At 62.2% G+C, this 22,861-nt stretch carries 23 protein-coding genes; 21 read left to right on the top strand and 2 right to left on the bottom strand.

The window, feature by feature from the left end; genetic code table 11:
- The first annotated feature begins 11 nt into the window (after positions 1-11).
- The 18 genes from JAO73_RS18235 to pruA all read left to right on the top strand — a co-directional run bounded on the left by JAO73_RS18235 (position 12) and on the right by pruA (position 19,129).
- Complete coding sequence (locus JAO73_RS18235) at positions 12-1,154, top strand: NAD(P)/FAD-dependent oxidoreductase (RefSeq protein WP_198978598.1); 1,143 nt, start codon at positions 12-14, stop codon at positions 1,152-1,154.
- Positions 1,155-1,349: 195 nt separating this feature from the next.
- A complete protein-coding gene (locus JAO73_RS18230; RefSeq protein WP_198978597.1) occupies positions 1,350-4,628 on the top strand; it encodes a PD40 domain-containing protein in 3,279 nt (1,092 codons plus the stop codon).
- Positions 4,629-4,773: 145 nt separating this feature from the next.
- The gene (locus tag JAO73_RS18225; protein ID WP_198978595.1) at positions 4,774-6,306 is read left to right on the top strand and encodes a right-handed parallel beta-helix repeat-containing protein; all 1,533 of its coding nucleotides are present in this window, start codon (positions 4,774-4,776) and stop codon (positions 6,304-6,306) included.
- A gap of 56 nt (positions 6,307-6,362) precedes the next feature.
- A complete protein-coding gene (locus JAO73_RS18220; protein ID WP_190923414.1) occupies positions 6,363-7,031 on the top strand; it encodes a heme exporter protein CcmB in 669 nt (222 codons plus the stop codon).
- Positions 7,032-7,046: 15 nt separating this feature from the next.
- The gene (gene ccsA / locus JAO73_RS18215; protein WP_233169276.1) at positions 7,047-7,802 is read left to right on the top strand and encodes a cytochrome c biogenesis protein CcsA; all 756 of its coding nucleotides are present in this window, start codon (positions 7,047-7,049) and stop codon (positions 7,800-7,802) included.
- Positions 7,792-8,037: a CcmD family protein gene (locus JAO73_RS18210; RefSeq protein ID WP_198978593.1), complete on the top strand. Its 246-nt coding sequence runs from the start codon at positions 7,792-7,794 to the stop codon at positions 8,035-8,037. The genes ccsA (JAO73_RS18215) and JAO73_RS18210 overlap by 11 nt, the downstream gene beginning before the upstream one ends.
- Before the next feature lie 98 nt (positions 8,038-8,135).
- A complete protein-coding gene (locus JAO73_RS18205; RefSeq protein WP_190922710.1) occupies positions 8,136-8,567 on the top strand; it encodes a cytochrome c maturation protein CcmE domain-containing protein in 432 nt (143 codons plus the stop codon).
- 175 nt (positions 8,568-8,742) lie between these two features.
- A complete protein-coding gene (locus tag JAO73_RS18200) occupies positions 8,743-9,816 on the top strand; it encodes a hypothetical protein (protein ID WP_198978591.1) in 1,074 nt (357 codons plus the stop codon).
- A 23-nt stretch (positions 9,817-9,839) separates the two neighbouring features.
- On the top strand, positions 9,840-12,446 hold the full coding sequence (gene ccsA, locus JAO73_RS18195; protein WP_198978589.1) for a cytochrome c biogenesis protein CcsA: 2,607 nt from the start codon (positions 9,840-9,842) through the stop codon (positions 12,444-12,446).
- An 88-nt stretch (positions 12,447-12,534) separates the two neighbouring features.
- A complete protein-coding gene (locus JAO73_RS18190; RefSeq protein ID WP_198978580.1) occupies positions 12,535-13,329 on the top strand; it encodes a Rossmann-like and DUF2520 domain-containing protein in 795 nt (264 codons plus the stop codon).
- 69 nt (positions 13,330-13,398) lie between these two features.
- The gene (locus JAO73_RS18185; RefSeq protein WP_198978578.1) at positions 13,399-13,734 is read left to right on the top strand and encodes a 2Fe-2S iron-sulfur cluster-binding protein; all 336 of its coding nucleotides are present in this window, start codon (positions 13,399-13,401) and stop codon (positions 13,732-13,734) included.
- Between the two features lie 102 nt (positions 13,735-13,836).
- Positions 13,837-14,073 (top strand): Fe-S cluster assembly protein IscX, encoded by a 237-nt coding sequence (gene iscX, locus JAO73_RS18180; protein WP_198978576.1) that lies wholly within the window; start codon positions 13,837-13,839, stop codon positions 14,071-14,073.
- Positions 14,074-14,216: 143 nt separating this feature from the next.
- Positions 14,217-14,411: a cold-shock protein gene (locus tag JAO73_RS18175; RefSeq protein ID WP_046244217.1), complete on the top strand. Its 195-nt coding sequence runs from the start codon at positions 14,217-14,219 to the stop codon at positions 14,409-14,411.
- 129 nt (positions 14,412-14,540) lie between these two features.
- Entirely contained in the window at positions 14,541-15,476 is a 936-nt protein-coding gene (locus JAO73_RS18170; protein ID WP_198978574.1) for a geranylgeranylglycerol-phosphate geranylgeranyltransferase, read from the top strand.
- Between the two features lie 84 nt (positions 15,477-15,560).
- Positions 15,561-16,253, top strand: coding sequence for a YjjG family noncanonical pyrimidine nucleotidase (locus JAO73_RS18165; protein WP_198978572.1), 693 nt, complete (start codon positions 15,561-15,563; stop codon positions 16,251-16,253).
- A gap of 131 nt (positions 16,254-16,384) precedes the next feature.
- Positions 16,385-16,933 (top strand): hypothetical protein, encoded by a 549-nt coding sequence (locus JAO73_RS18160; protein WP_198978566.1) that lies wholly within the window; start codon positions 16,385-16,387, stop codon positions 16,931-16,933.
- 15 nt (positions 16,934-16,948) lie between these two features.
- On the top strand, positions 16,949-17,389 hold the full coding sequence (locus tag JAO73_RS18155) for a hypothetical protein (protein ID WP_198978563.1): 441 nt from the start codon (positions 16,949-16,951) through the stop codon (positions 17,387-17,389).
- Positions 17,390-17,464: 75 nt separating this feature from the next.
- Positions 17,465-19,129, top strand: a complete 1,665-nt coding sequence (gene pruA, locus JAO73_RS18150) for an L-glutamate gamma-semialdehyde dehydrogenase (RefSeq protein ID WP_198978561.1) — start codon at positions 17,465-17,467, stop codon at positions 19,127-19,129.
- A gap of 81 nt (positions 19,130-19,210) precedes the next feature.
- Here pruA and JAO73_RS18145 read toward each other — a convergent pair whose 3' ends face one another.
- A complete protein-coding gene (locus tag JAO73_RS18145) occupies positions 19,211-19,615 on the bottom strand; it encodes a response regulator (protein WP_198978560.1) in 405 nt (134 codons plus the stop codon).
- Complete coding sequence (locus JAO73_RS18140; protein WP_198978558.1) at positions 19,596-20,771, bottom strand: sensor histidine kinase; 1,176 nt, start codon at positions 20,769-20,771, stop codon at positions 19,596-19,598. Before JAO73_RS18140 ends, JAO73_RS18145 begins: the two co-directional genes overlap by 20 nt.
- A gap of 324 nt (positions 20,772-21,095) precedes the next feature.
- Here JAO73_RS18140 and JAO73_RS18135 point away from each other — a divergent pair, with 324 nt between their 5' ends.
- The 3 genes from JAO73_RS18135 (at position 21,096) to JAO73_RS18125 (ending at position 22,770) form a co-directional block, all read left to right on the top strand.
- Positions 21,096-21,488, top strand: coding sequence for an NADH-quinone oxidoreductase subunit A (locus JAO73_RS18135; protein ID WP_190922696.1), 393 nt, complete (start codon positions 21,096-21,098; stop codon positions 21,486-21,488).
- Between the two features lie 75 nt (positions 21,489-21,563).
- The gene (locus JAO73_RS18130; RefSeq protein WP_068188948.1) at positions 21,564-22,118 is read left to right on the top strand and encodes an NADH-quinone oxidoreductase subunit B; all 555 of its coding nucleotides are present in this window, start codon (positions 21,564-21,566) and stop codon (positions 22,116-22,118) included.
- Positions 22,119-22,209: 91 nt separating this feature from the next.
- Complete coding sequence (locus tag JAO73_RS18125) at positions 22,210-22,770, top strand: NADH-quinone oxidoreductase subunit C (RefSeq protein WP_198978557.1); 561 nt, start codon at positions 22,210-22,212, stop codon at positions 22,768-22,770.
- Positions 22,771-22,861: the final 91 nt, after the last annotated feature.

Here is a 22,861-nt window from a genome sequence, read left to right as displayed (position 1 = left end):
TCATCCTGAGCATGCTTCGTTCTTCCGTAAGCAGCGCGTCATTTCTCATTAAGCGCAGCGTCATTACCTTGCCGGCCATGACGGACTGTGATTTTCTGGTAGTAGGCCACGGCATTGCCGGGGCTACGCTGGCGTACGTGCTGCGCCAGCGGGGGCACCGCGTGCGGGTGTACGACCCCGGCCAGGCCAATTCCGCCTCCAACGTAGCCGCCGGCCTCATGAACCCCGTGGCCGGCAAGCGCTTCGCCCTCTCGTGGCGCGCCGCCGAGTTGCTGCCCTTTGCCGGCGCATTCTACCGCGAGCTGGAGCAGCGCTACGGGCAGGTGTTTTTTCACGAGGTGCCCATTTTCAAGCTTTTCAACTCCGTCGAAGAGCAAAACGCCGTGCTGGCCCGCAGCGCCGACCAGCCCTGGGACGGCTTCGTGGCCGAGCTCACCACCGCCGAACCGCACCTTCCCGGCGTACACGCGCCCTTTGGCGGCGCCTGGCTGCGCGGCGGAGGCCACGTGGCCGTGCGCGAACTGCTGGCCGCGCTGGCCGCCGAAGGCACCCGCGAAGGCTGGCTGGCGCCCGAAGCTTTTGACTGGAGCCAGCTGACCTGCGACACAGCCGGCGCTACCTACGCGGGCCGGGTGCGGGCCCGCCACGTGGTGTGCTGCGAGGGCGCGGCGGCCGTGCGCAACCCTTACTTTGGCTGGCTGCCGCTCACGCCCAACCAAGGCGACGTGCTGGACGTGGAATGCGTCGGCCTGAGCCCGGCCCAGGTGCTCAACCGCGGCGCCTACGTGGTGCCGCTAGGCGGCGGGCAGTTCCGGGTGGGCGCCACCTACCGCTGGCCGCCGTTTGCCGACGGGCCCACGGCCGTGGGGCGCGAAGAGCTGGCCGCCCGGCTCAGCGTCATTACCGACCTGCCGTTTGCGGTGGTGGGCCAGCGGGCGGGGGTGCGGCCCGCCGTGCGCGACCGCCGGCCACTGCTGGGCCCCCACCCTACGGTGCCGGCGCTAAGCTTTTGCGGCGGCTACGGGTCTAAGGGCGTGATGCTGGCCCCGCGGCTGGCCGTGCTGCTGGCCGACTGCCTGGAAGGCCACGCCGAAATATGGCCCGATGCCAGCCTGCAGCGCTACAACGCCCTGCGGCCGGTTGGCGTAATTTGACTACTATTGGGGCCGGGCCCGATGCGGAGCAGGCAGGCCGAAATTCCGATGCGCAGAGTTGGAACATTTTTGCGCTAAATGCCTTTACTTCAACTCACCCGGTTGGGCCGTGGGCCAGGCGGAACCTTTCCCGGCCCCTGCGTACTTTTTAGCGTTACCGCGGACCAAAACCCGCTTTTGCTCGTTGCCTCTGTTATGACCATTCCCCTATTCGCGAAGCGCGCGCTCGGAGCCCTGGCGCTGCTGCTGCCGTTGCTCAGCCCCCTCGGCGCCCGGGCCCAAACGGCGCAGGAGCCCTTTGGGCGGGTGCGCGTGCAATACAAGCAGTTCAACTGGCAGCAGCTGAGCACCCAGAATTTTAACGTGATGTACTACGAAGGCGGCGAGGCCAGCGCCCGCCGGGCCGCCGAGTACGCCGAAAAAGAGCTGCAGCGCATCACCTCGCTCATCGGCTATTATCCCTACTCCAAAACCACGCTGCTGTTTTACAACTCGGTGGGCGACCTGCGCCAGAGCAACATCGGCCTCACGGCCACGCTGCAGCAGGTGAACGGTGGCGAAACCCCGCTGGCCCGCATGAGCAAGGTTCAGATTGCCTTCGGCGGGCAGGAAACCGAGTTTAAGCGCGAGCTCAGCACCCAAATAACGCAGGTGCTGCTGAACGACATGATGTACGGCGGCTCGCTGAAGGAAGTGCTGCAAAGCAGCTACCTGCTGCAGCTGCCCGACTGGTTTATCGGCGGCGCGTCAGCGTACGCGGCCGAGGGCTGGAGCGTGGACATGGACGGCTACATGCGCGACATGACCAAGCAGTATCCCACCGGCACCCGCACGGCGCCCTTTTTCCTGCGCAACTCCACGCTGGCCGGCCAAAGCATCTGGAACTACGTGGCCGAGCGCTACGGCTATACCACCATTCAGAACATTCTGAACCTCACGCGCATCACGCGCGACATTGAGGTGGGCATCAGTTCTTCGCTGAACGTGCCCTTTAAAGTGTTTTTGAAAGACTGGCTGACGTACTACCGCGACCTGAATGGCCAGCCCGTGGCCACGCTGGTGGAGCCGGACAAAAAATTCCGCCAGGGCGGCCGCAACCGTCACGCCGACGTGTTTTCGCAGCCCATCGTGAGCCCCAACGGGAAATTTGTGGCCTACGCCCAGAACGAAGGCGGCCGCTACCGCGTGATGGTGGTGGACCGCGACGGCCGCCACCGCCGCATTTTGAGCCGCGGCGGCTATAAAACGCCCGACCAGCAGATTGAAACCCGCCTGCCCGCGCTGGCCTGGCGCGGCAACTCGCAGGTGGCCGTGGCCGAAATGAGCCGCGGCGAGATGACCCTGCGCCTGCGCGACGCCGACGGCCGCGGGCTGGTGCGCCGCGTGCGCGAGGCCATCCGGTTCTCGCGGCCGGCGTCGCTGTTTGCGCCCTACGACCAGATTCTGAGCATGAGCTACTCGCCCGATGGCAAGGCCTTGGTGTTTAGCGCCGTACGCAATGGCCAGAACGACATCTACCTGCTGCGGGCCGGCAGCCGGAAAGCCGAGCAGCTCACCGACGACTTGTTCGACGACGTGCAGCCCGTGTTTTTGCCCGGCGGCCAGGGCCTCGTGTTCAGTTCCAACCGCTACCTCGACTCGGCGGGCCGCGCCCGGCCGGCCACGTTCCAGAACGTGGTGAACAACTACGACCTGTTTGAATACCACCTTGACGGCCGGCCCATTCCGGTGGAAACGCTGGTGAGCACCATCTCGAACGAGACGCGCCCCCGGGCCATTTCCGACGAAGAAATCATGTACCTGGGCGAAGAAAGCGGCGTGCGGGCCCTCTACCGCTACTCGCTCAAAACCAAGGAGCGCACCATCCTGACCAACTGGCTGCCCAACACGCAGGACTTCGACTACAGCCCGCAGACGTCGGCGCTGGTGTTTGTGGCGCCGGCCCAGGCCCGCGACATCCTTTACCTCTACCCCGAGTACCCGCTCACAACGTCGTATCCGCTCACCAAAACCGCCCGCCAACAAACGCTGGAGGACCGGTCGGCACCGCCGCGCGCGGCCGCCGCGCCCAAGCCGGCACCGGCTCCCGCCCCAGCCCCTGCTCCGGTAGCCGGGGCTGGTGTGGCCGACTCCACGGCCGCCGCGCCGGGTGGCCCCACCCGCAAGGCGGCTAGCGGTACCGTGAACACCAGCGACTACCAGTTTGAGGAAGACGAACCGGCGCAGCCCTCGCAAACCCGGCGCCGCCGCCTGACGCCTACGGCCGCCTCCACGGCCGCCGCGGCCGCTTCGCAGGCACTGGCGACTACTCCCATCAGCGGCCCGTTCCGCTACGACACCCGCTTCATGGCCGACAACGTATCGACGGCCTTGTACGTGGACCCGCTGCTGGGCCTGGGCCTGCAGTTCAAGGCGGCCCTGACCGACGTGCTCGAGAACCAACGCATCGACGCTAGCTTGTTTGGCCTGTTCGACCTGCGCACCAGCAACATCCGGGCGCAGTACACCAACCTGACGCACCGCTACGACTGGAGCGTGGCCTACCAGAAGCAGGCTTATTTCTTCGACCTGAGTTCGGGGCGCTTCCGCTACGGCCGCCACGAGGTGGCGCCCAACATTGCCTATCCGCTCACACACAACCTGAGCGTGCGCGGCGGCCCGCGCTTTGTGAATATCTCCAGCACGCAGCTGGGCGACGCCTCGACCGAAAACGACGTGAGCACCAACTACATTGGCTACAACGGCGAATTGGTGTTCGATAACAGCATCAACACCGGGGTAAACATGGTGGTGGGCACCCGCCTCAAGGCCAGCGTGTTGAACCTGACCAACATCAATGACAAAAGCCTGAGCTTCGGCAAGTTCGTGATTGACCTGCGGCATTACCAGAAAATCAGCCGCTCCATCGTGTGGGCCAACCGGGCCAGCTACGGGCAGTTTTTCGGCCCCCGCGCCCAGGTGTTCCGCATCGGCGGCATGGACGACTGGTTGATTAACGCCGAGTACACCCAGAGCCGCTTCCTGCCCACCTACTCGGCCGCCGACCAGGTGATGAACCAGGAGTTCGTGACCAACCTGCGCGGCTTCAATTACAGCGCCCGCAGCGGCCCGCGCTACGTGCTGTTCAACAGCGAACTGCGCATTCCCATTGTGCAGTATTTCGCGCGCCGGCCCATCTATTCGGGCTTCTTCCGCAACCTGCAGCTCACCGGCTTTGCCGACGCGGGCACGGCCTACTCCGGCACCAACCCCTTCGGCCTCGACAACTCGGCCAATACCGTGAAAGTGGTGCCCTCGGGCAACTACTTCTCGGCCACGGTCATCAACTTCCGCAACCCCTTCCTCGTGGGCTACGGCGTGGGCGCCCGTACTTCCCTGCTGGGCTTCTACGGCAAGATGGACGTGGCCTGGGGCCAAGAGGACTACGTGACCAAAGGCCCGAAATTCTACTTCACGCTGGGCTACGATTTTTAACAGGCATTGCTTAGCAGCCAGCGTGTAGCCGCTGGCCTGTTTCAGGAAGGCTCTTGGCTTGATTGCCAGGGGCCTTTTTTGCGTTTGCGGCTGCTCACGGCTTAAATTCCGTTATTTGCATATCTCCACCCCCCTCCTTTTTGCTATGAAAAACCTGCTACTTTCTGGCTTAGTGCTGGCCCTTTCGGCTTCCAACGCATGCGCGCAATACCAAACGCCCGGCACCGGGGTGCGCTGGACGCTGGCCCAATTGGCCGCCGCCACCGGCTCCAACGTGGTGCTGACCAGCCCCGGCGTGTACGTCGTGAACGGCAACCTGCGCCTGAGCCCCACCGATACGCTGACCATCACGACCAACGCCACGCTGCGCCTGGCCGCCGCCGCCCAAGTAAATGTGGACGGCGTGCTGCTGGTGAACCCGCGCGACTCGGTCAAAATCACGGCCCAGGTGAGCACAGCGCCGTTTCACAGCTTCTGGTTTTCGGCCACCAGCCAGGGCTCGCGGCTGCGCAAAACCATTGTGGAGTACGGCGGCGGCATCAAAACCGTGGACTGCGACCTGCTGCTCGACAGCTGCGTGGTGCGCTACCAGGTGTCGCGCATTGGCACCGTCAATACCAACAGCGGCGCCATTAGCCCCTCGGGCGGCGCACCGCGCATTCTCAACTGCCGCATCTACGACAATGCCCGCTCCGGCGTGCTGAGCCCGGCCAACCGCAACACCTCGCCAGTCATCCGCAACTGCGTGTTTCGCAACAACGACACCGAAAACGGCAATTACCCCCAGATTAACCTAGGCATTGGCGGCGCCACGCCCATCGTGATTGAGGGCTGCCGCGTACTGGGCGGGCCTTACAACATGGCCGGCGGGGTGTCGGTGTCGAACCTGCTGGGGGCGGCAGGCACCACGCAGGTCGTTATCCGCCAGAACCGCATTGCCAATAACCGCTACGGCATGGCGCTGCTGGGCTCGGGCATTCAGGCCGTCATCACCCGCAACGTCATCGAATACAACAACATCAACCCCAACGCCCAGACCGGCGGCAGCGGCATCAACCTGCAAGGCAACGCCACCCTCACCGGCGTGGCCAGCCGCAACGTGCTGCGCGGCAACCTGTGGGGCGTGACGGTGCTGCGCACCTCCAGCACCTCCGCCAACCCCGGGCCCAGCATGAGCTTTGGCGATGCCAGCAGCACCGACAGCCTGAACGTGGGCCGCAACCTGCTCTATAATAATGGCAACGGCGGCCAGGTCTACGACTTTTACCTGAACATGCCCGACAACATGCTGGCCCAGAACAACGACTGGGGCACCAATTCGGCCGCCGTGGCCGAAAGCCACATCGTGCATCAGGTAGACCAGCCGGCCCTGGGCTTGCTCAACTTCATGCCGATGCGCGCCACCATCGTGCTGGCGGCCCGGGCCGCGGCGCAGTCCCTGAACGTGTCCGCTTACCCCTCCCCCGCACACGGCACGCTGCACCTGCAGCTGCCGGGCAATGCGCCGGCCACGCTGCGCATGCGCAACCTGCTGGGCCAAACGGTGTGCACCATCCTGGCCTTGCCCAGCAATGGCCAGTTTGCCTTGCCGTTGCGGGGCGTGGCCGCCGGCCTCTACGTGCTGGAAGTGACGCAGCAGGGCCAGTCGGCCAGCGCAAAAGTGGTGGTGGGGGAATAATCCAGGGGGGTTCGGGCGTATCTTTGCGGCCTGAAATACCCCCTGCTGCCGTGCCCCTGCTCCGCGAAATCACCACCCTGCTAGCCAAAGACTTCCGCCTCGAATGGCGGCAGCGTGCGGCCTTGGGCGGGCTGTTGCTGTACGTGGGCAGCACGGTGTTTGTGTCCTTTCTGAGCTTCAGCCTGCGCGGCGGCACGCCCCCGCCCCCGGCCTGGAACGCGCTGCTGTGGGTCATCCTGCTATTTGCCGCCATCAATGCGGTGGCCAAGGGCTTTATGCAGGAGAGCGCGGGCCAGCGACTGTACTACTACACGCTGGTGCGGCCCCAAGCCGTCATTCTGGCCAAGATGCTCTACAACACGCTGCTCCTGACGGCAGTGGCGCTGCTGGGGCTCTTTTTGTACACGGTTTTTCTCGGCAATCCCATTCAGAGCCCGGGCCTGTTTGTGGCCAACCTGCTGCTGGGCGCCGTGGGCTTTGCCACCACGCTCACGCTGGTGTCGGGCATTGCGGCCAAGGCCGGCGGCAACGGCGCAACCCTGATGGCCGTGCTCGGTTTTCCTATCATGGTGCCCATGTTGCTGCTGCTCATCAAGGTGAGCAAAAACGCCCTGGACGGGCTGGACTGGAGCGTCAGCCAGAGTTCGGTGCTCACGCTAGTGGCCCTGAACATGATAGTGGGCGCCACGTCCTATCTGCTGTTTCCCTTTTTGTGGCGCGGCTAATTTATTGATTTACTTATGAGTACAGCGGCAATAGTTGGTAGTGTATCCGGCGTGGTAATGACGGTAGCCGGCGTGTGGGGCGGGCAGTACCTCATCGAGCAGCGCACGGCCGGCGTGGTGTGGAAATCCCTCACCGTGCTGCTCCTGCTGGGCGCTTCGGCGGTGGGCATTCTGATTGCGGTGCCGCGGCTGCCCATCGTGAACGAGAGCATTCGGAACCTGTTTTTCCACGTGCCCATGTGGTTTTCGATGATTATGGTGCTGCTGGTGTCGGTGTGGTATTCCATCCGCTACCTGCGCAACCCGAGCGAGCGGCTCGACGTGCTGGCCCACGAGTCGGCCAAAACCGGCATCGTGCTGGGTCTGTTGGGGCTGGCCACGGGCAGCCTGTGGGCGCGCTTCACCTGGGGTGCGTGGTGGACGCCCGACCCGCGCCTGAACGGCGCGGCCGTGGCCATGCTCATCTACGGCGCTTACCTGGTGCTGCGCGGCTCGTTTCGCGACGAGCAGCAGCGGGCCCGCGTGTCGGCCATCTACAACATTTTTGCGTTTGCGGCGGCCATTCCGCTGCTGTTTGTGCTGCCGCGCCTGAGCGGCCCCTCGCTGCACCCCGGCCAAACCGGCAACCCCGGCTTCAACCAATACGACCTCGATAACACCATGCGGCAGGTGTTTTATCCCGCCGTTATCGGCTGGATTTTGTTTGCCTTCTGGCTCACCCAGGTCAGCAGCCGCTTTGCTTTCCTGAAATTGAAACACGATGAAAATTAAGCCCTCGCCGCGCCTCGCGGCCCTGTTTCTGTTGCTGCTGACGCTGCTCTTCAACGCCGCCAACGCTTTCGCCCAAGCCACCGCCGCCGAGCCCGAAATGGCCGACAGCCTGCGCGCCAACGGCAAAATCTACGTGGTGGTGGCCGTGGTGGTCGTCATCGTAGCGGGCCTGCTGCTCTACCTCATCTCGCTCGACCGCAAGGTGAGCCGCCTGGAAGAACAAATAAAAAAATAGTCGGGCACCCGCCGCCCGCTTGCGCTGTTGCACAGGCGCACCCGGCCAGCACCCCGGCAAGTCTTTTCAATTATTACCATTCTCACCATCTGCGGTCTATGAAGAAGTCGCACATTTTCATCATGGCCATCATTGCGGTGGCCGCCGCCATCATCCTCAGCACCACCGCCGATGCTAGCGTATACGTAGGCTTTGGCGAGGCCCGCCAGCGGGCCGCCGAGGGCAACACCACCAAGGTGCACGTGGTGGGCAAGCTGCCGCGCGATGCCGCGAAGCAGCCCATGGGCCTGGAATACGACCCCATGACGGACCCTAACTATTTTGCTTTCACGCTGGTAGATACGCTGCACGTGGCCCAGCGCGTGGTGTACAACAACCCCAAGCCGCAGGACTTCGACGCGTCGGAGCAGGTGGTCATCACCGGCTGCATGAAGGGCAACGTCTTCATGGCCGACAACATCCTGCTGAAGTGCCCTAGCAAGTACGTGAAGAAGGATTTGAACCAAGGCGCCACGGCTTCGGTCAAATAAGCCGGTATTGCTCAGCAACCATAAAACGGTCATGCAGAGCGGAGCGAAGCATCTCGCGTGCAGGAGTATTCCTTTTGGTTGGATTGCTGCCCCAAGCGAGATGCTTCGCTCCGCTCTGCATGACATTCTGTTTTTAGCGGGCTCTCGCCGGGCACTTCTACAACTGCTTCTCTTTGTGGCCTCAGTTTCTATGGCCACGGCCCAGGTATCGAACGACAACATTGAAAATCGCCGTGTGCTGCAAGCCGAAGAGGTCGTCACTTCCAGCACCACCGGCTGCACGGTGCAACGCAGCTGCGTGGACGAGCGCCTGACCGGCAAATGCATCGAGTACCACAACGACCAATGGTTTGAGTTTACGCCGAAAGCCTCGGGCCGCTATTTCATCAACATCGGTGGCCAAAAATGCCGCGACGTGCGCGGGGTGCAGCTCGTGGTGCTCATGGGCACGCCGTGCCAGCCGGCCACCTACCGCATCCTGAGCTGCACTTCGCTCGGCACGCAGGACGACGTGTTCGTAACGCTGGACTCGCTTCGTGCGGGCAAGCCTTACCTACTGGACGTGGACGGCTACCTGAAGGACTTCTGCCAACTCTCCCTGCAGGTGAGCCGGCAGCCGGTGGGCATGCCCGTGAGTTACTTCCCGCCCAACCCAACGCGCGTGCTGCCCACCGCCAGCCACGTGGTGGAATTAACGTGGACGCTGCCCGACTCGCTGGCCGCAGCGCCGGCCTGCCGGGTGCTACGCCGCGAGGTGCACCAGTACCGCAGCCGCGAAGTGCGACTGGTGCCCGTGCAACGCGACACTTACGGGCAGCCCACCCTGACGTACACGGTGACGGATACGCTGCCCGGCCCCGGCACCTACGACTATCAAGTGGTGACCACCCACGCCCCGGGCAGTCCGCCGCCGGCGCGGCTGCGGCAGTGGTGGTACGGCTACGGCGAAGCGCCCGCCGTGCCCGGCACCAGCCCCACCCGCGCCGTGGTGGAGCTGCCGCTGCGCAAATACCCAAACAAAGCACGGCTGTCGGTGGTCGTTACCAACCCGGCCAGTGGGCAGGTGCTGCTTTCGCGCCAGCTCGTCAACCAACCCGCCGACCGGCGGCAGGCCGAGTTGCCCGTGCGCAAGTGGCAGGAAGCCGGATTGGAAAAAATTGCCGTCGAAATCACGTGTCATCCGCCGCGGGGCGCCTTTTTCACCGATAAGTTGTTATTAGCCCTGCCAGCTCCGGCGGCGCAGCGGTAAATTTGCCGGATATTCTTTAGCTTATGAACTTATTAGTAGGACAAATCGGCCACCTGAGCGTCATCGTGGCGTTTGCGGCGGCGCTGGTGGCGGCTTACGGCTACTTCCAGGCCTCGCGGGGCCGGGCCCTCGGCGACGAAGACCAGAGCTGGCTGCGGCTGGCGCGGGTTGCCTTTTTCGTGCACGGCGCGGCGGTGCTGTCGGTGATTGTGTGCCTGTTCAACATCATTCACGCGCACCGCTACGAGTACTACTACGCCTGGAGCCACAGCTCCAACCACCTGCCGGTGGAGTACATGATTTCCTGCTTTTGGGAAGGACAAGAGGGCTCCTTCCTGCTCTGGATTTTCTGGCAGGTGGTGCTGGGTTTGTGCATCATGCGCTTCAATCGCAAGTGGGAGGCGCCGGTGATGGCCGTGTTCAGCGGCGTGCAGCTGTTTCTGGTGAGCATGATTCTGGGCGTGGTGCTGGGCGGCGTGAAGGTGGGTTCGTCCCCGTTCATCCTGCTCCGCGAATTTCTCACCGACCTGCCGGTGTGGAAAATGAACCCCGACTTCGTGCCCAAAGACGGCACCGGCCTCAACGCCCTGCTGCAGAACTACTGGATGGTGATTCACCCGCCCACGCTGTTTCTGGGCTTCGCGCTCACGCTGGTGCCGTTTGCCTTCGCCATTGCGGGCCTCTGGAAGCGCGAGCTCACTGCCTGGGTGAAGCCCGCCCTGCCCTGGACGCTCATCGGCGGCGGCGTGCTGGGCGTGGGCGTGGTGATGGGTGCCTATTGGGCCTATGAAACGCTGAACTTCGGCGGCTACTGGAACTGGGACCCGGTCGAAAATGCCGTGTACATCCCGTGGCTGGTGCTGGTGGCTTCGCTGCACGGCATGGTGCTGTGGCAGAAGCGCCGCATTGGCCTGCGCACCTCGTTTGCGCTGGTGGTGGCTACGTTCGTGCTCATTCTGTACGCCACTTTCCTCACCCGCAGCGGCGTGCTGGGCAATGCCTCAGTGCACTCGTTTACGGATTTGGGTCTTTCGGGTCAGTTGCTGATTTACCTCGGCGCCTTCACCGTGCTAGCTATTGCGCTGCTGGTGTCGCGCTGGAAGGAGATTCCCGTTTCGCCCAAAGAGCTGGACGGCTACAGCCCGGAGCTGTGGGTGTTTGTGGGCGCCACGGTGCTGTGTCTGGGGGCCTTCCAAGTGCTCTACACCACCAGCATTCCCGTGTATAATGCCCTGATGGGCCTGATTGGCATCAAAACCAACGTGGCATTGCCGGCCGACCAGATTGCCCACTATTCCAAGTTTCAGCTCTGGATGGGCGTGGTGGTGGCCCTGCTTTCGGGCATCGCCCAGATTATGTGGTGGCAGCGCAACAACCGCGAAACCGTCATCAACTCCCTCACGGCGCCCACGCTGCTGGCCTTGCTGGGCACGGCGCTGGTGGTGCTGCTGGTGCGTTACAACGGCCTCACCATTTCGCCCGCCTACATCGTGCTCACGCTGGCGGGTTTGTTCGGGGTGTTGGCTAATTTCGGCACAATCTTCAATCTGCTGCGGCGTGGGGTGCGTCTGTCGGGTGGCGCAGTGGCCCACCTGGGCATTGCGCTGATGCTGCTGGGCATCCTGGCCTCGGCGGGCTACTCGAATATCATTTCGCGCAACGTGTCGGGTTTGCTGTATTCGCGGGAGTTCGACGAGGACCTGAACCGCGACAACGTGCTGCTGTGGCGCAACGAAACCACGCCCATGCACGGCTACCAGCTCACCTACACGGGCCAGTTTTTTGAGGTGCCCGGCGTGCCCGGCTACGTCGACAAGCAGTTCCTTTTCCGCACCGACGACGACTACAAGGCCCTGGCCCGCGCGCCCATCGTCGTGGAAGGCAAGACCTACTACAAGACGGGCGACACGGTGAACATCCTGCCCGAAAACACTTATTACCGCATCAACTACAAGGACGTGAAGTCGGGCGAGCAGTTTGCGCTCTACCCCCGCGCCCAGGTGAACGACGAAATGGGCGGGGGCGGCCTGCTGGCCTCGCCGGCCATCAAGAAATTCTGGGGCCACGACATCTATACGCACGTGAGCTCGGTGCTCGACCCGCGCAAGGAAAAGCCGTGGAGCGAGGCCAAGGAAAGCGTGCTGAGCGTGGGCGACACCATCTTCCTCAACGACTACTTTGCCGTGTTCCGGGCCATTGAGCCGGCCCACGAAACCGCCGGCCTCAACCTGCAAAAAGGTGACCTCGCCCTGCAGGCCGACATGATTGTTACCGGCGAAAAGCGCCAGTACCACGCCCACCCGGTGTTCGTCATCCGCAACCGCATGATTGGGCGCGTGCCCGACGAAGTGGAAGACCTCGGCGTGCGCCTCACCCTGAACGCCATCGACCCCGAAAAGGGCAAGTTCACCTTCGGCGTGAGCACCACCCAGAAAGACTACGTCATTCTGAAAGCCATGGAAAAGCCCTTCATCAACCTGCTCTGGAGCGGCACGCTGCTCATGGCCCTGGGCTTCGGCCTGAGCGTGCGCCAGCGCGGCGGCAAAGGCGCCGTGGCCCCGGAAACGGCCGAAACCGAGGCTTCGGCGGAAACGGGCAGCCGCACGGCGCGGCCCCAGCCGGTGGGTTAGCTAATTTTCTGAGTTCAAAAAGGCCGCTCCTATTGCAGAAGCGGCCTTTTTATTCCCTTCCGGCAGGACCTGAGCCGCCTCCTTTTCCATGTTAACTCGCCCTTTTACCCCTCTACGAATCGGTTTGCTTGGGGCCGGCCGCGTGGCCAGCCAACTGGGGCCCGCGCTAGTGGCGGCGGGGCATTCGGTGGCATTCGTCTGGAACCGCAACCACGACCGCGCATCTGCAGTAGCAGCGAAGTTGCCCGGTGCGCAGGTACTTGGTGACGTAGCTTCTCCCCTGCCGCCCGCCGACGTGTACCTGCTGGCCGTGCCCGATGCCGCCGTGGCCCCGCTGCTGGCCGCCGCCAGCTGGCCCGAAGGTGCCCTGGTCGCACACTTGGCGGGCGCCCTGCCGCTCTCGGTTTTCGACGCGCAGCCGGCCATTCGCGGGGGCGTGTTCTACCCGCTCCAAACCTTCAGCCCCGGCCGGGCCATCGACTGGCCCGCGGTGCCGCTGTGCATCGAAGCCCGTGACCTTGCGGCCGAAACCACGTTGCTGGATTTGGCCGGCAGCCTCAGCCAGCGGGTGCTGCGCCTCGACTCGGCCCAGCGGCTGAAGCTGCACGTGGCCGCCGTGTTTGCCAACAATTTCACCAACCACCTGTTGGGCATTGCCGATGCCTTGCTGGCCGAGGCCCGGCTCCCGGCCGAATTGCTGGCCCCGCTGGTGCGCGAAACGGTGGACAAAGCCCTGGCCAACCCGCCCTTTGCGGTGCAAACCGGACCGGCCGTGCGCCGCGACGCCCCCACGCTGGCCGCGCACGCGGCGGCGCTGGCCGCCCACCCGGCCTGGCAGGCGCTGTATGCGCAGCTCACGGCCAGCATTCAGGCGCAGCTTTGATGCCGGGGCGGGAGGGAGTACCTTTGCGGCTTCAAAAGCTGTGTTTTTTCGACTTATAAGTTTCTCGTTTTGTCTGTTCCCGCCACCACCATCACCTTCCAGTTCAGCGACGGCCAGCCGGCCCAAACCCACGTGGCGGCCCCCGGCGAGTCGGTGCTCGACGTGGCCCTGAACAACGGCATTCAGCTGCAGCACAACTGCGGCGGCGTGTGCGGCTGCAGCACCTGCCACGTGTACATCAACTCCGGCGGCGACGACCTCCCCGAAATTTCGGACAAGGAAGAAGACTTCATCGACCGCGCCGAGAACCCGCGCATCAACTCCCGCCTGGCCTGCCAGTGCGTGGTCGACAAGGATATGCAGCTCGTCGTCACCATTCCGCCCCAGCATTTCCTGGGCCACTAATTTTTGATGTGCTGATGAGGTGATTTGCTGATGTGCTTCTAAAAACATCACAAAGGCACCACCCAGCACATCAGCAAATCACCTCATCAGCACATCAACAGAATGACTCATTTCGAGCCGCCCATGCACTGGGCCGACCACGAGGACATTGCCATGGCGCTCTACGAGAAGTTCGGCGACGACTTCACCGAGGCCAAAATCTACCGCATTCGCTTCACCGACCTCATCGAGTGGGTGCTGGGCCTGGATAACTTTGACGGCACGCGCGAGCAAGCTACCGAAGGCCACCTAGAGCAAATCCAAGCCAAATGGGTGTACGAGTGGCGCGACAATCAATAAACGGCCGAGCTAGCCGGCTCACGCGGCCAACCCGGCGCCGACTTCCCGCGTAAGCTGGCCTGAAGTGGCCCTTTCCGCCATTTCAGGCATTGCCGCAGCCTTTACCCGGGCGGTTTCCTTCCTTTCCATTATTCGTTTTTTGCATGAAAACCGGCATTATTAAATTTTTCAACGAAGCCAAAGGCTACGGCTTCGTGACCGACGACCAAACGAAAGAAGACTTTTTCGTACACGTAACGGGCCTCAACGGAGTCACGGTGCAGCAAAATGACCGGGTGGAATTCGAAACGCAGGAAGGCCGCAAGGGCATCAACGCCGTCAACGTTCGCAAAATCTGAGTCGCCGGCCACCGCAGTGGCTGGTGCCCCCCAGCAAAAGCTTCTCCTTCCCGGAGAAGCTTTTTTTATGGCCCAGCCTGCCGGCCCGCCGCTGTGCCCGACCTTTGCACCTTGCCTGCCCGCTCCGCCATGCCCCCGCTTCCGCCCAAGCCGCCCACCGCCGCCGTGCCCCCGCTTCCGGCCGAGCGGCTGCGCACGGCCCTGCCCACGCTGGTGCGCTGGCCCAACCTGCTAATAATGCTGCTGTGCATGGCGCTGGTGCGCGCGGGCTTGCTCCTGCCGCAGGCGCCGCTGCGGGAGTCGCTGCTGGCGCCGCGCTTCGGGGCGCTGGTGCTGGCAGCGCTACTGGTGGCGGCGGCCGGCTACATCATCAACGACTACTACGACGTGAAGATTGACGCCATCAACCGGCCCGACCGGCTGGTGGTGGGCCGCGTGGTGAACCGGCGCAAGGCCATGCTGGCCCACATGCTGCTAAGCGGCGCGGGCGTGCTGCTGGCCGGCTGGCTGCACCCGGTGCTGGGGCTGGTCACGCTGGGCACGGCGCTGCTGCTGTGGGGCTATTCGGCGCGGTTCAAGCGCGTGGCCTTGGTGGGCAATGCCAGCATTGCTACGCTCACGGCGGCGCTGGTGCTGCTGCCCGAGTTGCAATGGCAGCTGGCCCGGCACGACAGCCACAGCGTGGTGTGGCCCTACGCCCTGGCCGCCTTCCTGCTCACCATGGTGCGCGAGATTGTGAAAGACGTGGAGGACATGAAGGGCGACGCCCAGCACGGCTGCCGCACGCTGCCGTTGGTGTGGGGCGTGGCCCGCACCAAATGGGTCACGGGCTTTTTCCTGGGCTGCCTGGCGCTGCTAACCTTGGGGGCCACGGCCCGGTTGCTTGTGGGCGGCCACTGGCCGCTGGGCACCTGGCTGGTGGTGCTGGTGTTGCTGCCCATGGCCCAGTTGGTGCGCCTGCTCATTCGCGCCGACCGGCGCCGACACTTCCATTACCTCAGCGCGTGGTGCAAAGGCATCATGCTGGCGGGCGTACTCAGCATGGCGCTGGCCGGCTCGATTTAGATTGGTTGTCAGTTGCTGGTTATTAATTGTCAGATTCTCTGAAACGGTAACCAACAACTGACAACCAGCAACTGACAACTACTTATGAAATACCGCCACCTGTTCTTCGACCTCGACCACACGCTGTGGGACTTCGAGAAAAACGCCAACGAAACGCTGCGCACGCTCTACGCGCGGCACGATTTTGCGCGGTTTGGCACGTTCACGGTGGAGGAATTCATTCGGGTGTACAGCGACATCAACCACGCGCTGTGGCGCATGTACCAGAGTGGCAAAATTTCGCAGACGCAGCTGCGCGACGTGCGTTTCTCGCGCACGCTCAGCAAGTTGGGCGTACCGGACGCCGACGTGCCCGCCACCATCTCGGCCGAGTTTACGGACATTCTGCCGCTGAAATCGGCGGTGTTTCCCTACACCCACGAGGTGCTCGACTACCTGAAGCCCAAGTACCGGATGCACCTCATCACCAACGGCTTCAACGATATTCAGGCCACCAAGCTGGCCTCCTCGAACCTGACGCACTACTTCGAGTCGGTCATCACCTCGGAGCACAGCGGCCACCTCAAGCCCGACCCGCGCATGTTTCAGCACGCCCTGCAGCACACCGGCGCCACGGCCGCCGAAAGCCTGATGATAGGCGACAACCTGGAATGCGACGTGCTGGGCGCGTTCAACGCCGGCATCGACCAGGTCTATTTCAACCCCGACAAGCGCCGCCACTTCGCCCAAACCACGCACGAAATCAGCTGCCTGAGCGAGCTAAAAGCATTCTTGTAGCTCATTTGTCGTCCTGAGCGCAGCGAAGGACCTTCTCACCGAAGAACGGTTTGCAGTAATTCAAGCAGTGCAGGCGTGGTGTAAGAAGGTCCCCCGCTATGCTCAGGATAACAGCCGAAATTCTCACCAACATGATTCACCTCATTGGCCTCTCCGGCCGCCGGGGCAGCGGCAAAGACACCGTGGCCCGGCTCATTCAGCAGCTCCAACCCGAACGCCTCTGGCAGGTTCGTTCCTTCGGCGATTCCATCAAATCGGTTTGCGCCGCCCTCACGGGCGAGGACGTGGCCCCCTATTACTCGCAAAAAGGCAAGGCCGAGCTGCTGCCCACCTTCCGGCGCACCCGGGGCGAAATGCTGCAGCAGGTGGGCGAAGCCCTGCGCCAGTGGGAGCCGCTGGTGTGGGTTGATGCCTTTTTTGCGGCCCTGCCGCAAGACGCCTGCGTGCTGGTGCCCGACGTGCGCTACGCCAACGAAGCTGACCCCATCCGGGCCCGCGGCGGCATCATGCTGCGCGTGGAAGGCGACCCGCTGCAGCAGCGCGGCGACGGCACCCGCGACGACAACCACCCCAGCGAAGTGTCCATGGACGCTTACCCCAATTTCGACTTCACGCTGCACAACACCGGCTCCTATCAGGACCTAGAGCGGCAAGTGCGGGAGCTGCTGAAGCGGCTGTAGAAACGATTGGAACCTATGAAAGTTAGAACCACCGTTGTCTTACTTGTTGCTCTCGTGATGAGCGCGGGGTACTACAAGTATCATCAGTGGCATCAGCAGGAAGCCATTCGGGCCGCACTTGAATATGGTCGGTTGGCACCATTGCCTGATGTTACAACCGACTTACAGGTGGATACGGAAGGCAGTATGTTTTCTCGTACTTTCTGGCTCTGCTTTAAAGCTGACAAGGCATCCATAGATAGATGGACTGCTCAATCTTCTACGCTTGCCAAGCAAACGCCTTTTACAGTTACTTCTGCTGATTTCCAGTCCATAGGTACTCCTGATTGGTTCAACCTTAAGTCCATTACAAAGGGGGTAAAATATGTTATCCCATCTGATGAGGAGGAGTTATCCGGAACCGTATGGATTGACTACGGAAGCGGCACCGTATACATAAAGACGTCGCATAGTTAAGGACGGCTTCTTTCCTTAATTCTACCTTTGCCCCTCTCCCACCAAAATGCCCACGCCACATTTAACCTGAATCTTATGGCCAACGCCTTTTTCAACGTCCCCTACCCGATTAACGAACCTGTGAAGGGCTACGCGCCCGGCTCGAAAGAGCGGTTGGAGCTGCAGCAGCAGCTCAAGAGCCTGCGCGGGCTGGAGCTGGACATTCCGATGTACATCGGCGGCAAGCAGGTGCGGACGGGCAAGCTGGAGCGCATTGCCCCGCCCCACGACCACCAGCGCACCATTGCCCACTTCCACGCCGGCGACGCCAGCCACGTGCAGCTGGCCATCGACGCCGCCCTGGCCGCCCGCACCGCCTGGGCCGAGCTGCCCTGGGAGCACCGCGCCGCCGTGTTCCTGAAGGCCGCCGATTTGCTGGCCGGCCCCTACCGCGCCCGCATCAATGCGGCCACCATGCTGGGCCAGAGCAAGAATGCGTTTCAAGCCGAAATCGACGCCGCCTGCGAGTTGATTGATTTCTTCCGCTTCAACGTGTACTACATGCAGGAAATCTACAAGCAGCAGCCCGAGAGCCTGCCCGGCATGTGGAACCGCGTGGAGCACCGCGCCCTGGAAGGCTTCGTGTTCGCTCTCACGCCCTTCAACTTCACGTCCATCGCCGGCAACCTGCCTTCGTCGGCGGCCATGATGGGCAACGTCATCGTCTGGAAGCCCGCCAACACGCAGATTTATTCGGCCCAAGTGCTGATGGAGCTGTTCAAGGAAGCCGGCGTACCCGATGGCGTCATCAACCTCGTGTACGTGGACGGCCCCACCGCCGGCGACGTCATCTTCTCGCACCGCGACTTTGCCGGCATCCACTTCACCGGCTCCACCGGCGTGTTCCAGAACATCTGGAAGACTATCGGCCAGAACATCCACCTCTACAAGTCTTACCCGCGCATCGTGGGCGAAACCGGCGGCAAGGACTTCATTCTCGCCCACCACTCGGCCCACCCCAAAGCCGTGGCCGTGGCCATGAGCCGCGGGGCGTTTGAGTACCAGGGCCAGAAATGCTCGGCCGCTTCGCGCGTCTACCTGCCGTCCAACACGGCCCAGGAAATCCTCGGCTACGTGAAGGAAGACCTTGCCTCCTTCAAGATGGGCGACGTGGAAGACTTCGGCAATTTCATCAACGCCGTTATCAGCGAGGTCTCGTTCGATAAGCTGGCCAAGTACCTAGATAACGCCAAGGCCGACCCGAACGTGGAAATCATTGCCGGCGGTGGCTACGACAAGTCGAAAGGCTACTTCATCGAGCCCACCGTCATCGTGGCCAAAGACCCCAAGTACGTGACCATGTGCGAGGAGCTGTTCGGCCCCGTGCTCACGGTGCACATCTACGACGAGAACCAGTTCGAGGAAACGCTGGAGCTGGTGGACACCACCTCGCCCTACGCCCTCACCGGCGCCGTGTTTGCTCAGGACCGGTACGCCATCGACCTGGCCAGCCAGCGCCTGCAAAACTCGGCCGGCAACTTCTACATCAACGACAAGCCCACCGGCGCCGTGGTGGGCCAGCAGCCCTTCGGCGGCGCCCGCGCCTCCGGCACCAACGACAAAGCCGGCTCGCAGCTCAACCTCATTCGCTGGGTGTCGCCCCGCGCCATCAAGGAAACCTTCGTGCCCGTGACCGACTACCGCTACCCCTTCCTGGGCTCGGAGCCGGCCGAAGACTTGAACCGCGACAAAGGGCTGTAAGAGCCTTATTAGTTAGTCATAAAAAAGCCGCCTCTAGCAAAAGAGGCGGCTTTTTGTATCAATAGTGAAGCCGATTGATGGTTATTCAGTGTCTGCCTCGCCTCCTAATTTCGACTGAATGGCCCGGATTTCGCCGCTATCCAGCGGCTTGTGAATCAGGCCCGCCACCAAGTCGTATTCCTTCGATTTTTCGAGGTCAGTCAGGGCCAGCGACGACGTGAGGATGTAGATGGCACAGTGCCCCCGCAATTCTTCTTCGTAGGGTGCGAGGGCATCCAGAAACTGCCAGCCGTCCATTTCGGGCATGTTCAGGTCCAGAAAAACCACCTGGGGCACCAGCTTTTCCTTCGCCCGCATCAGCAGCTTTTCCAGCGCTTTTCGGGCCGATTGGAAGGTGCAGATGGTGTTGGAAAACCCTTCGGCCCGCAGGAGCTGCTCGGTGAGGTAGGTGGCGAGGTTGTCGTCGTCAATGAGGTAGGTTTTCATCCGCACGGGGCCTGAAATGAAGGGTAAACTCGGTGCCTTCGTCGAGGCGGCTCCGAACGGAAATAGCCCCGCCCATGGCTTCTGCGTGGGCCTTCACCAGAAAAAGGCCGATGCCGCGCCCGGCGGTACCCGTGCCGCCGTGAAAGCGACGGTACAGCTGGAAAATATTGTCGCTCGCCTTCTCCTGGTCGAACCCGGAGCCGTTGTCGCGCACCGTGAGGGTGGTACCCAGACGCGGGTCCCGGGCCGCCGCCACGTCAATTCGCAACGGCCGCGCGTCGGAGCGGTACTTAATGGCGTTGGAAATCAAATTGTGGAAGATGCTGTGGAAATAGGCCCGGCTGCCCGCCACGTGCAGTGCCGCCGGGATGGCGTTGTGCAGCTGGCCGCCGCAATCCCGCAAGGCCTCCTGCAGGCTGAGCAGCGCCTGCTGGCACACGGCGGCCACGGGCACGGGTTCGGGCCGGTAGCCGTCCTGCGAGTCGCGCAGCGACAGAATGTTGTTCACGTCCATCATCACCTGGTCGAGCTGTTGAATGCTGGTGCGCAGGTGCTGCAACGACACGTCAAACGTATCGGAGCGTTTGTCTAGCCGCGACAGCAAATCGGTAAAGCCCAAGGCATTGGCCAACGGGGCCCGCAGGTTGTGCGACACGATGTACGTGAACTGCTGCAGGTCGGAGTTTTGCTGCACGAGTTGTTCCGTGAGCAGGAGCTGGCGCTCTTCGGCCTGCTTTTCCTTGGTGAGGTCGTGCACCACCCCCACCAGCTGGTAGCAGCGGCCGGCTTCGTCGTGCACCGGCGTCACGCTCACTTCGCCCGTCACGCGGCCGGTGGGATAGTCGGAGGTTTCCAGCCAGGTCACCCGCTGCGAGGTGCGGATGGCTTCTTCGTATTTGGTGAGCACCAGGCTCAGCGAAGGCTCCGGAATAACGTCACTCACGTAGCTGCCGGTCACTTTTTCTACCGGCACGCCCGTCGCCTTCTCAAAAGCGCTGTTGGCGAAGATGAAGCGGAAGCGGCCGTCATCTTCCACGCTCAACACAAACGTGACGTCGGCAATGGTGTTAAAAATCACCGAAAGCTGGTGTTCGCGCTTCGCCAGGTCGGTATACGACAACGTTGGTTCGGACAAGGGCACTTCACGCTTTGACATGGGTAGAAATGGTATCGCGCATCAGGCCCAACAGCCCCGAAACGATGTATAATAAGTCAAATTACTACCAAAAAGCGTATTTATCCTTAGCAAATTACATCAACTCAACTTTTAAATCACGCAGCACCGTCAATGTTGAGCTTACGCATTCGGCCCAATTTGCTCGTATGCCCTGCAGTCGGATGCCCGGTTTGTCGCAGCAATTGGGTTGTTGCTTACCAAACACCTGCCGCCGCTTCTGCCTTAACATTGCGCCCCTAACCCGTAGGCGCTACCTTTGCCCTTCAGCGCCCACGGGTGCTGCTACCTTCTAAATTTTCCGCTATGTTCTTGATTCAATCGGCTGCCAATTATCAGCCTTCTGATTACCTGCCCATTCTTATTCAATTCGGTCTGGCGTTGGCGTTTGTGGCGTTCGCCATGATTGTGTCGCACCTCGTGGGCCCCAAGCGCACCAGCAAGGTGAAAAACGAAGCATTCGAATGCGGCATCGAATCCGTGGGCAACGCCCGCACCCCAATCTCGGTGAAGTACTTCCTCACGGCCATCGTGTTCGTGCTATTCGACGTCGAGGTAATCTTCATGTATCCGTGGGCGGTGAACTTCCGCGCCTTGGGCAACGACGGCTTTATTGCCATGGTGCTGTTCATGTTCTTCCTGCTGGCAGGCTTCCTCTACATCATCAAAAAGGGCATCCTGCGCTGGAACGAAGCCTAATTCGGCCAAACTTTTGCCGCGCTGCCGGTGTTGGCAACTAGGCCATTAGGCCGTCCTAACTGACTCATCTTCCTTATGGATACCCGCGTTCCAGAAATTAAAACTGTTGAGGCCCCTGAGGGCATTGAAGGCGCTGGCTTCTTCGCCACTTCGCTGGAAAAGGTGGTCGGTATTGCCCGCGCCAACTCGCTCTGGCCCCTTCCCTTTGCTACCTCTTGCTGCGGCATCGAGTTCATGGCTACCATGGGCTCGCACTACGACATCTCGCGCTTCGGCTCCGAGCGACCCAGCTTCTCGCCCCGCCAGGCCGACTTGCTCATGGTGATGGGCACCATCGCCAAGAAAATGGCTCCCATTGTGAAGCAAGTGTACGAGCAGATGGCCGAGCCCCGCTGGGTGCTGGCCATGGGCGCCTGCGCTTGCTCGGGCGGCATCTTCGACTCGTACTCGGTGCTGCAAGGCATCGACCGCATCATCCCGGTCGACGTGTACGTGCCCGGCTGCCCGCCCCGCCCCGAGCAAGTGCTCGACGGCCTGATGCGCGTGCAGGACCTCGCCAAAAACGAATCTATGCGTCGCCGCAACGCGCCCGAGTATCAGGCCCTGCTGGCGTCGTACAACATCAAGTAATCTAGTTGTTGGTTGCTAGTTGTCAGTTGTCAGGCTCATTATTGAAACTAACAACTGACAACTAGCAACCAACAACTAACAATACCCCCGAATGAATCCTCAGGAATCTGCCGCCGCTCCCGAAGCTCCAGTTGCCGAAGACCCGATTAAGGTCCAGAATGCGCGGGTGTTGGCTTTGCTGCACAAGTTGTTTGGCGAGGCCACGTTCACGGACGTAGAGGAGCCCCACGGCTTGCTCACGGTGACCACCACGCGGGAGCGCATCCACGACATCGTGGCCGGCTTGCAGCAGGACCAGGAAATAAAGTTTCATTTCCTGACCACGATGTGCGGCATCAACTACCCCGAGAACGAGGGCAAGGAGCTGGGCATGATTTACCATTTGCACAGCCTGACGCAGAACATCCGCCTGCGGATTAAAATCTTCTTCCCCATCGCCGACCCGGTGGTGCCGACCCTGACCGACCTCTACGCCACCGCCAACTGGATGGAGCGTGAGGCGTACGATTTCTTCGGCGTCATCTTCACCGGCCACCCCAATCTCATTCGCATCCTCAACGTGGAGGACATGGACTACCACCCCATGCGGAAAGAATACCCGCTGGAAGACGGTACCCGCGAAGACAAAACCGACCTGTTTTTCGGCCGCTAGGCCCCTGATTCCGATATCATGGCAGTAAACGACACGCTGGAAGGCACCCATAAAATACACGAGGAGGCCGCCGCGCAGCGCCACGGCCAGC

The organism is Hymenobacter miniatus, assembly GCF_016427455.1.
Lineage (GTDB): Bacteria > Bacteroidota > Bacteroidia > Cytophagales > Hymenobacteraceae > Hymenobacter > Hymenobacter armeniacus.
The sequence above is the reverse complement of the archived record's forward strand: the minus strand, read 5'-3'. Positions and strand labels throughout refer to the sequence as shown.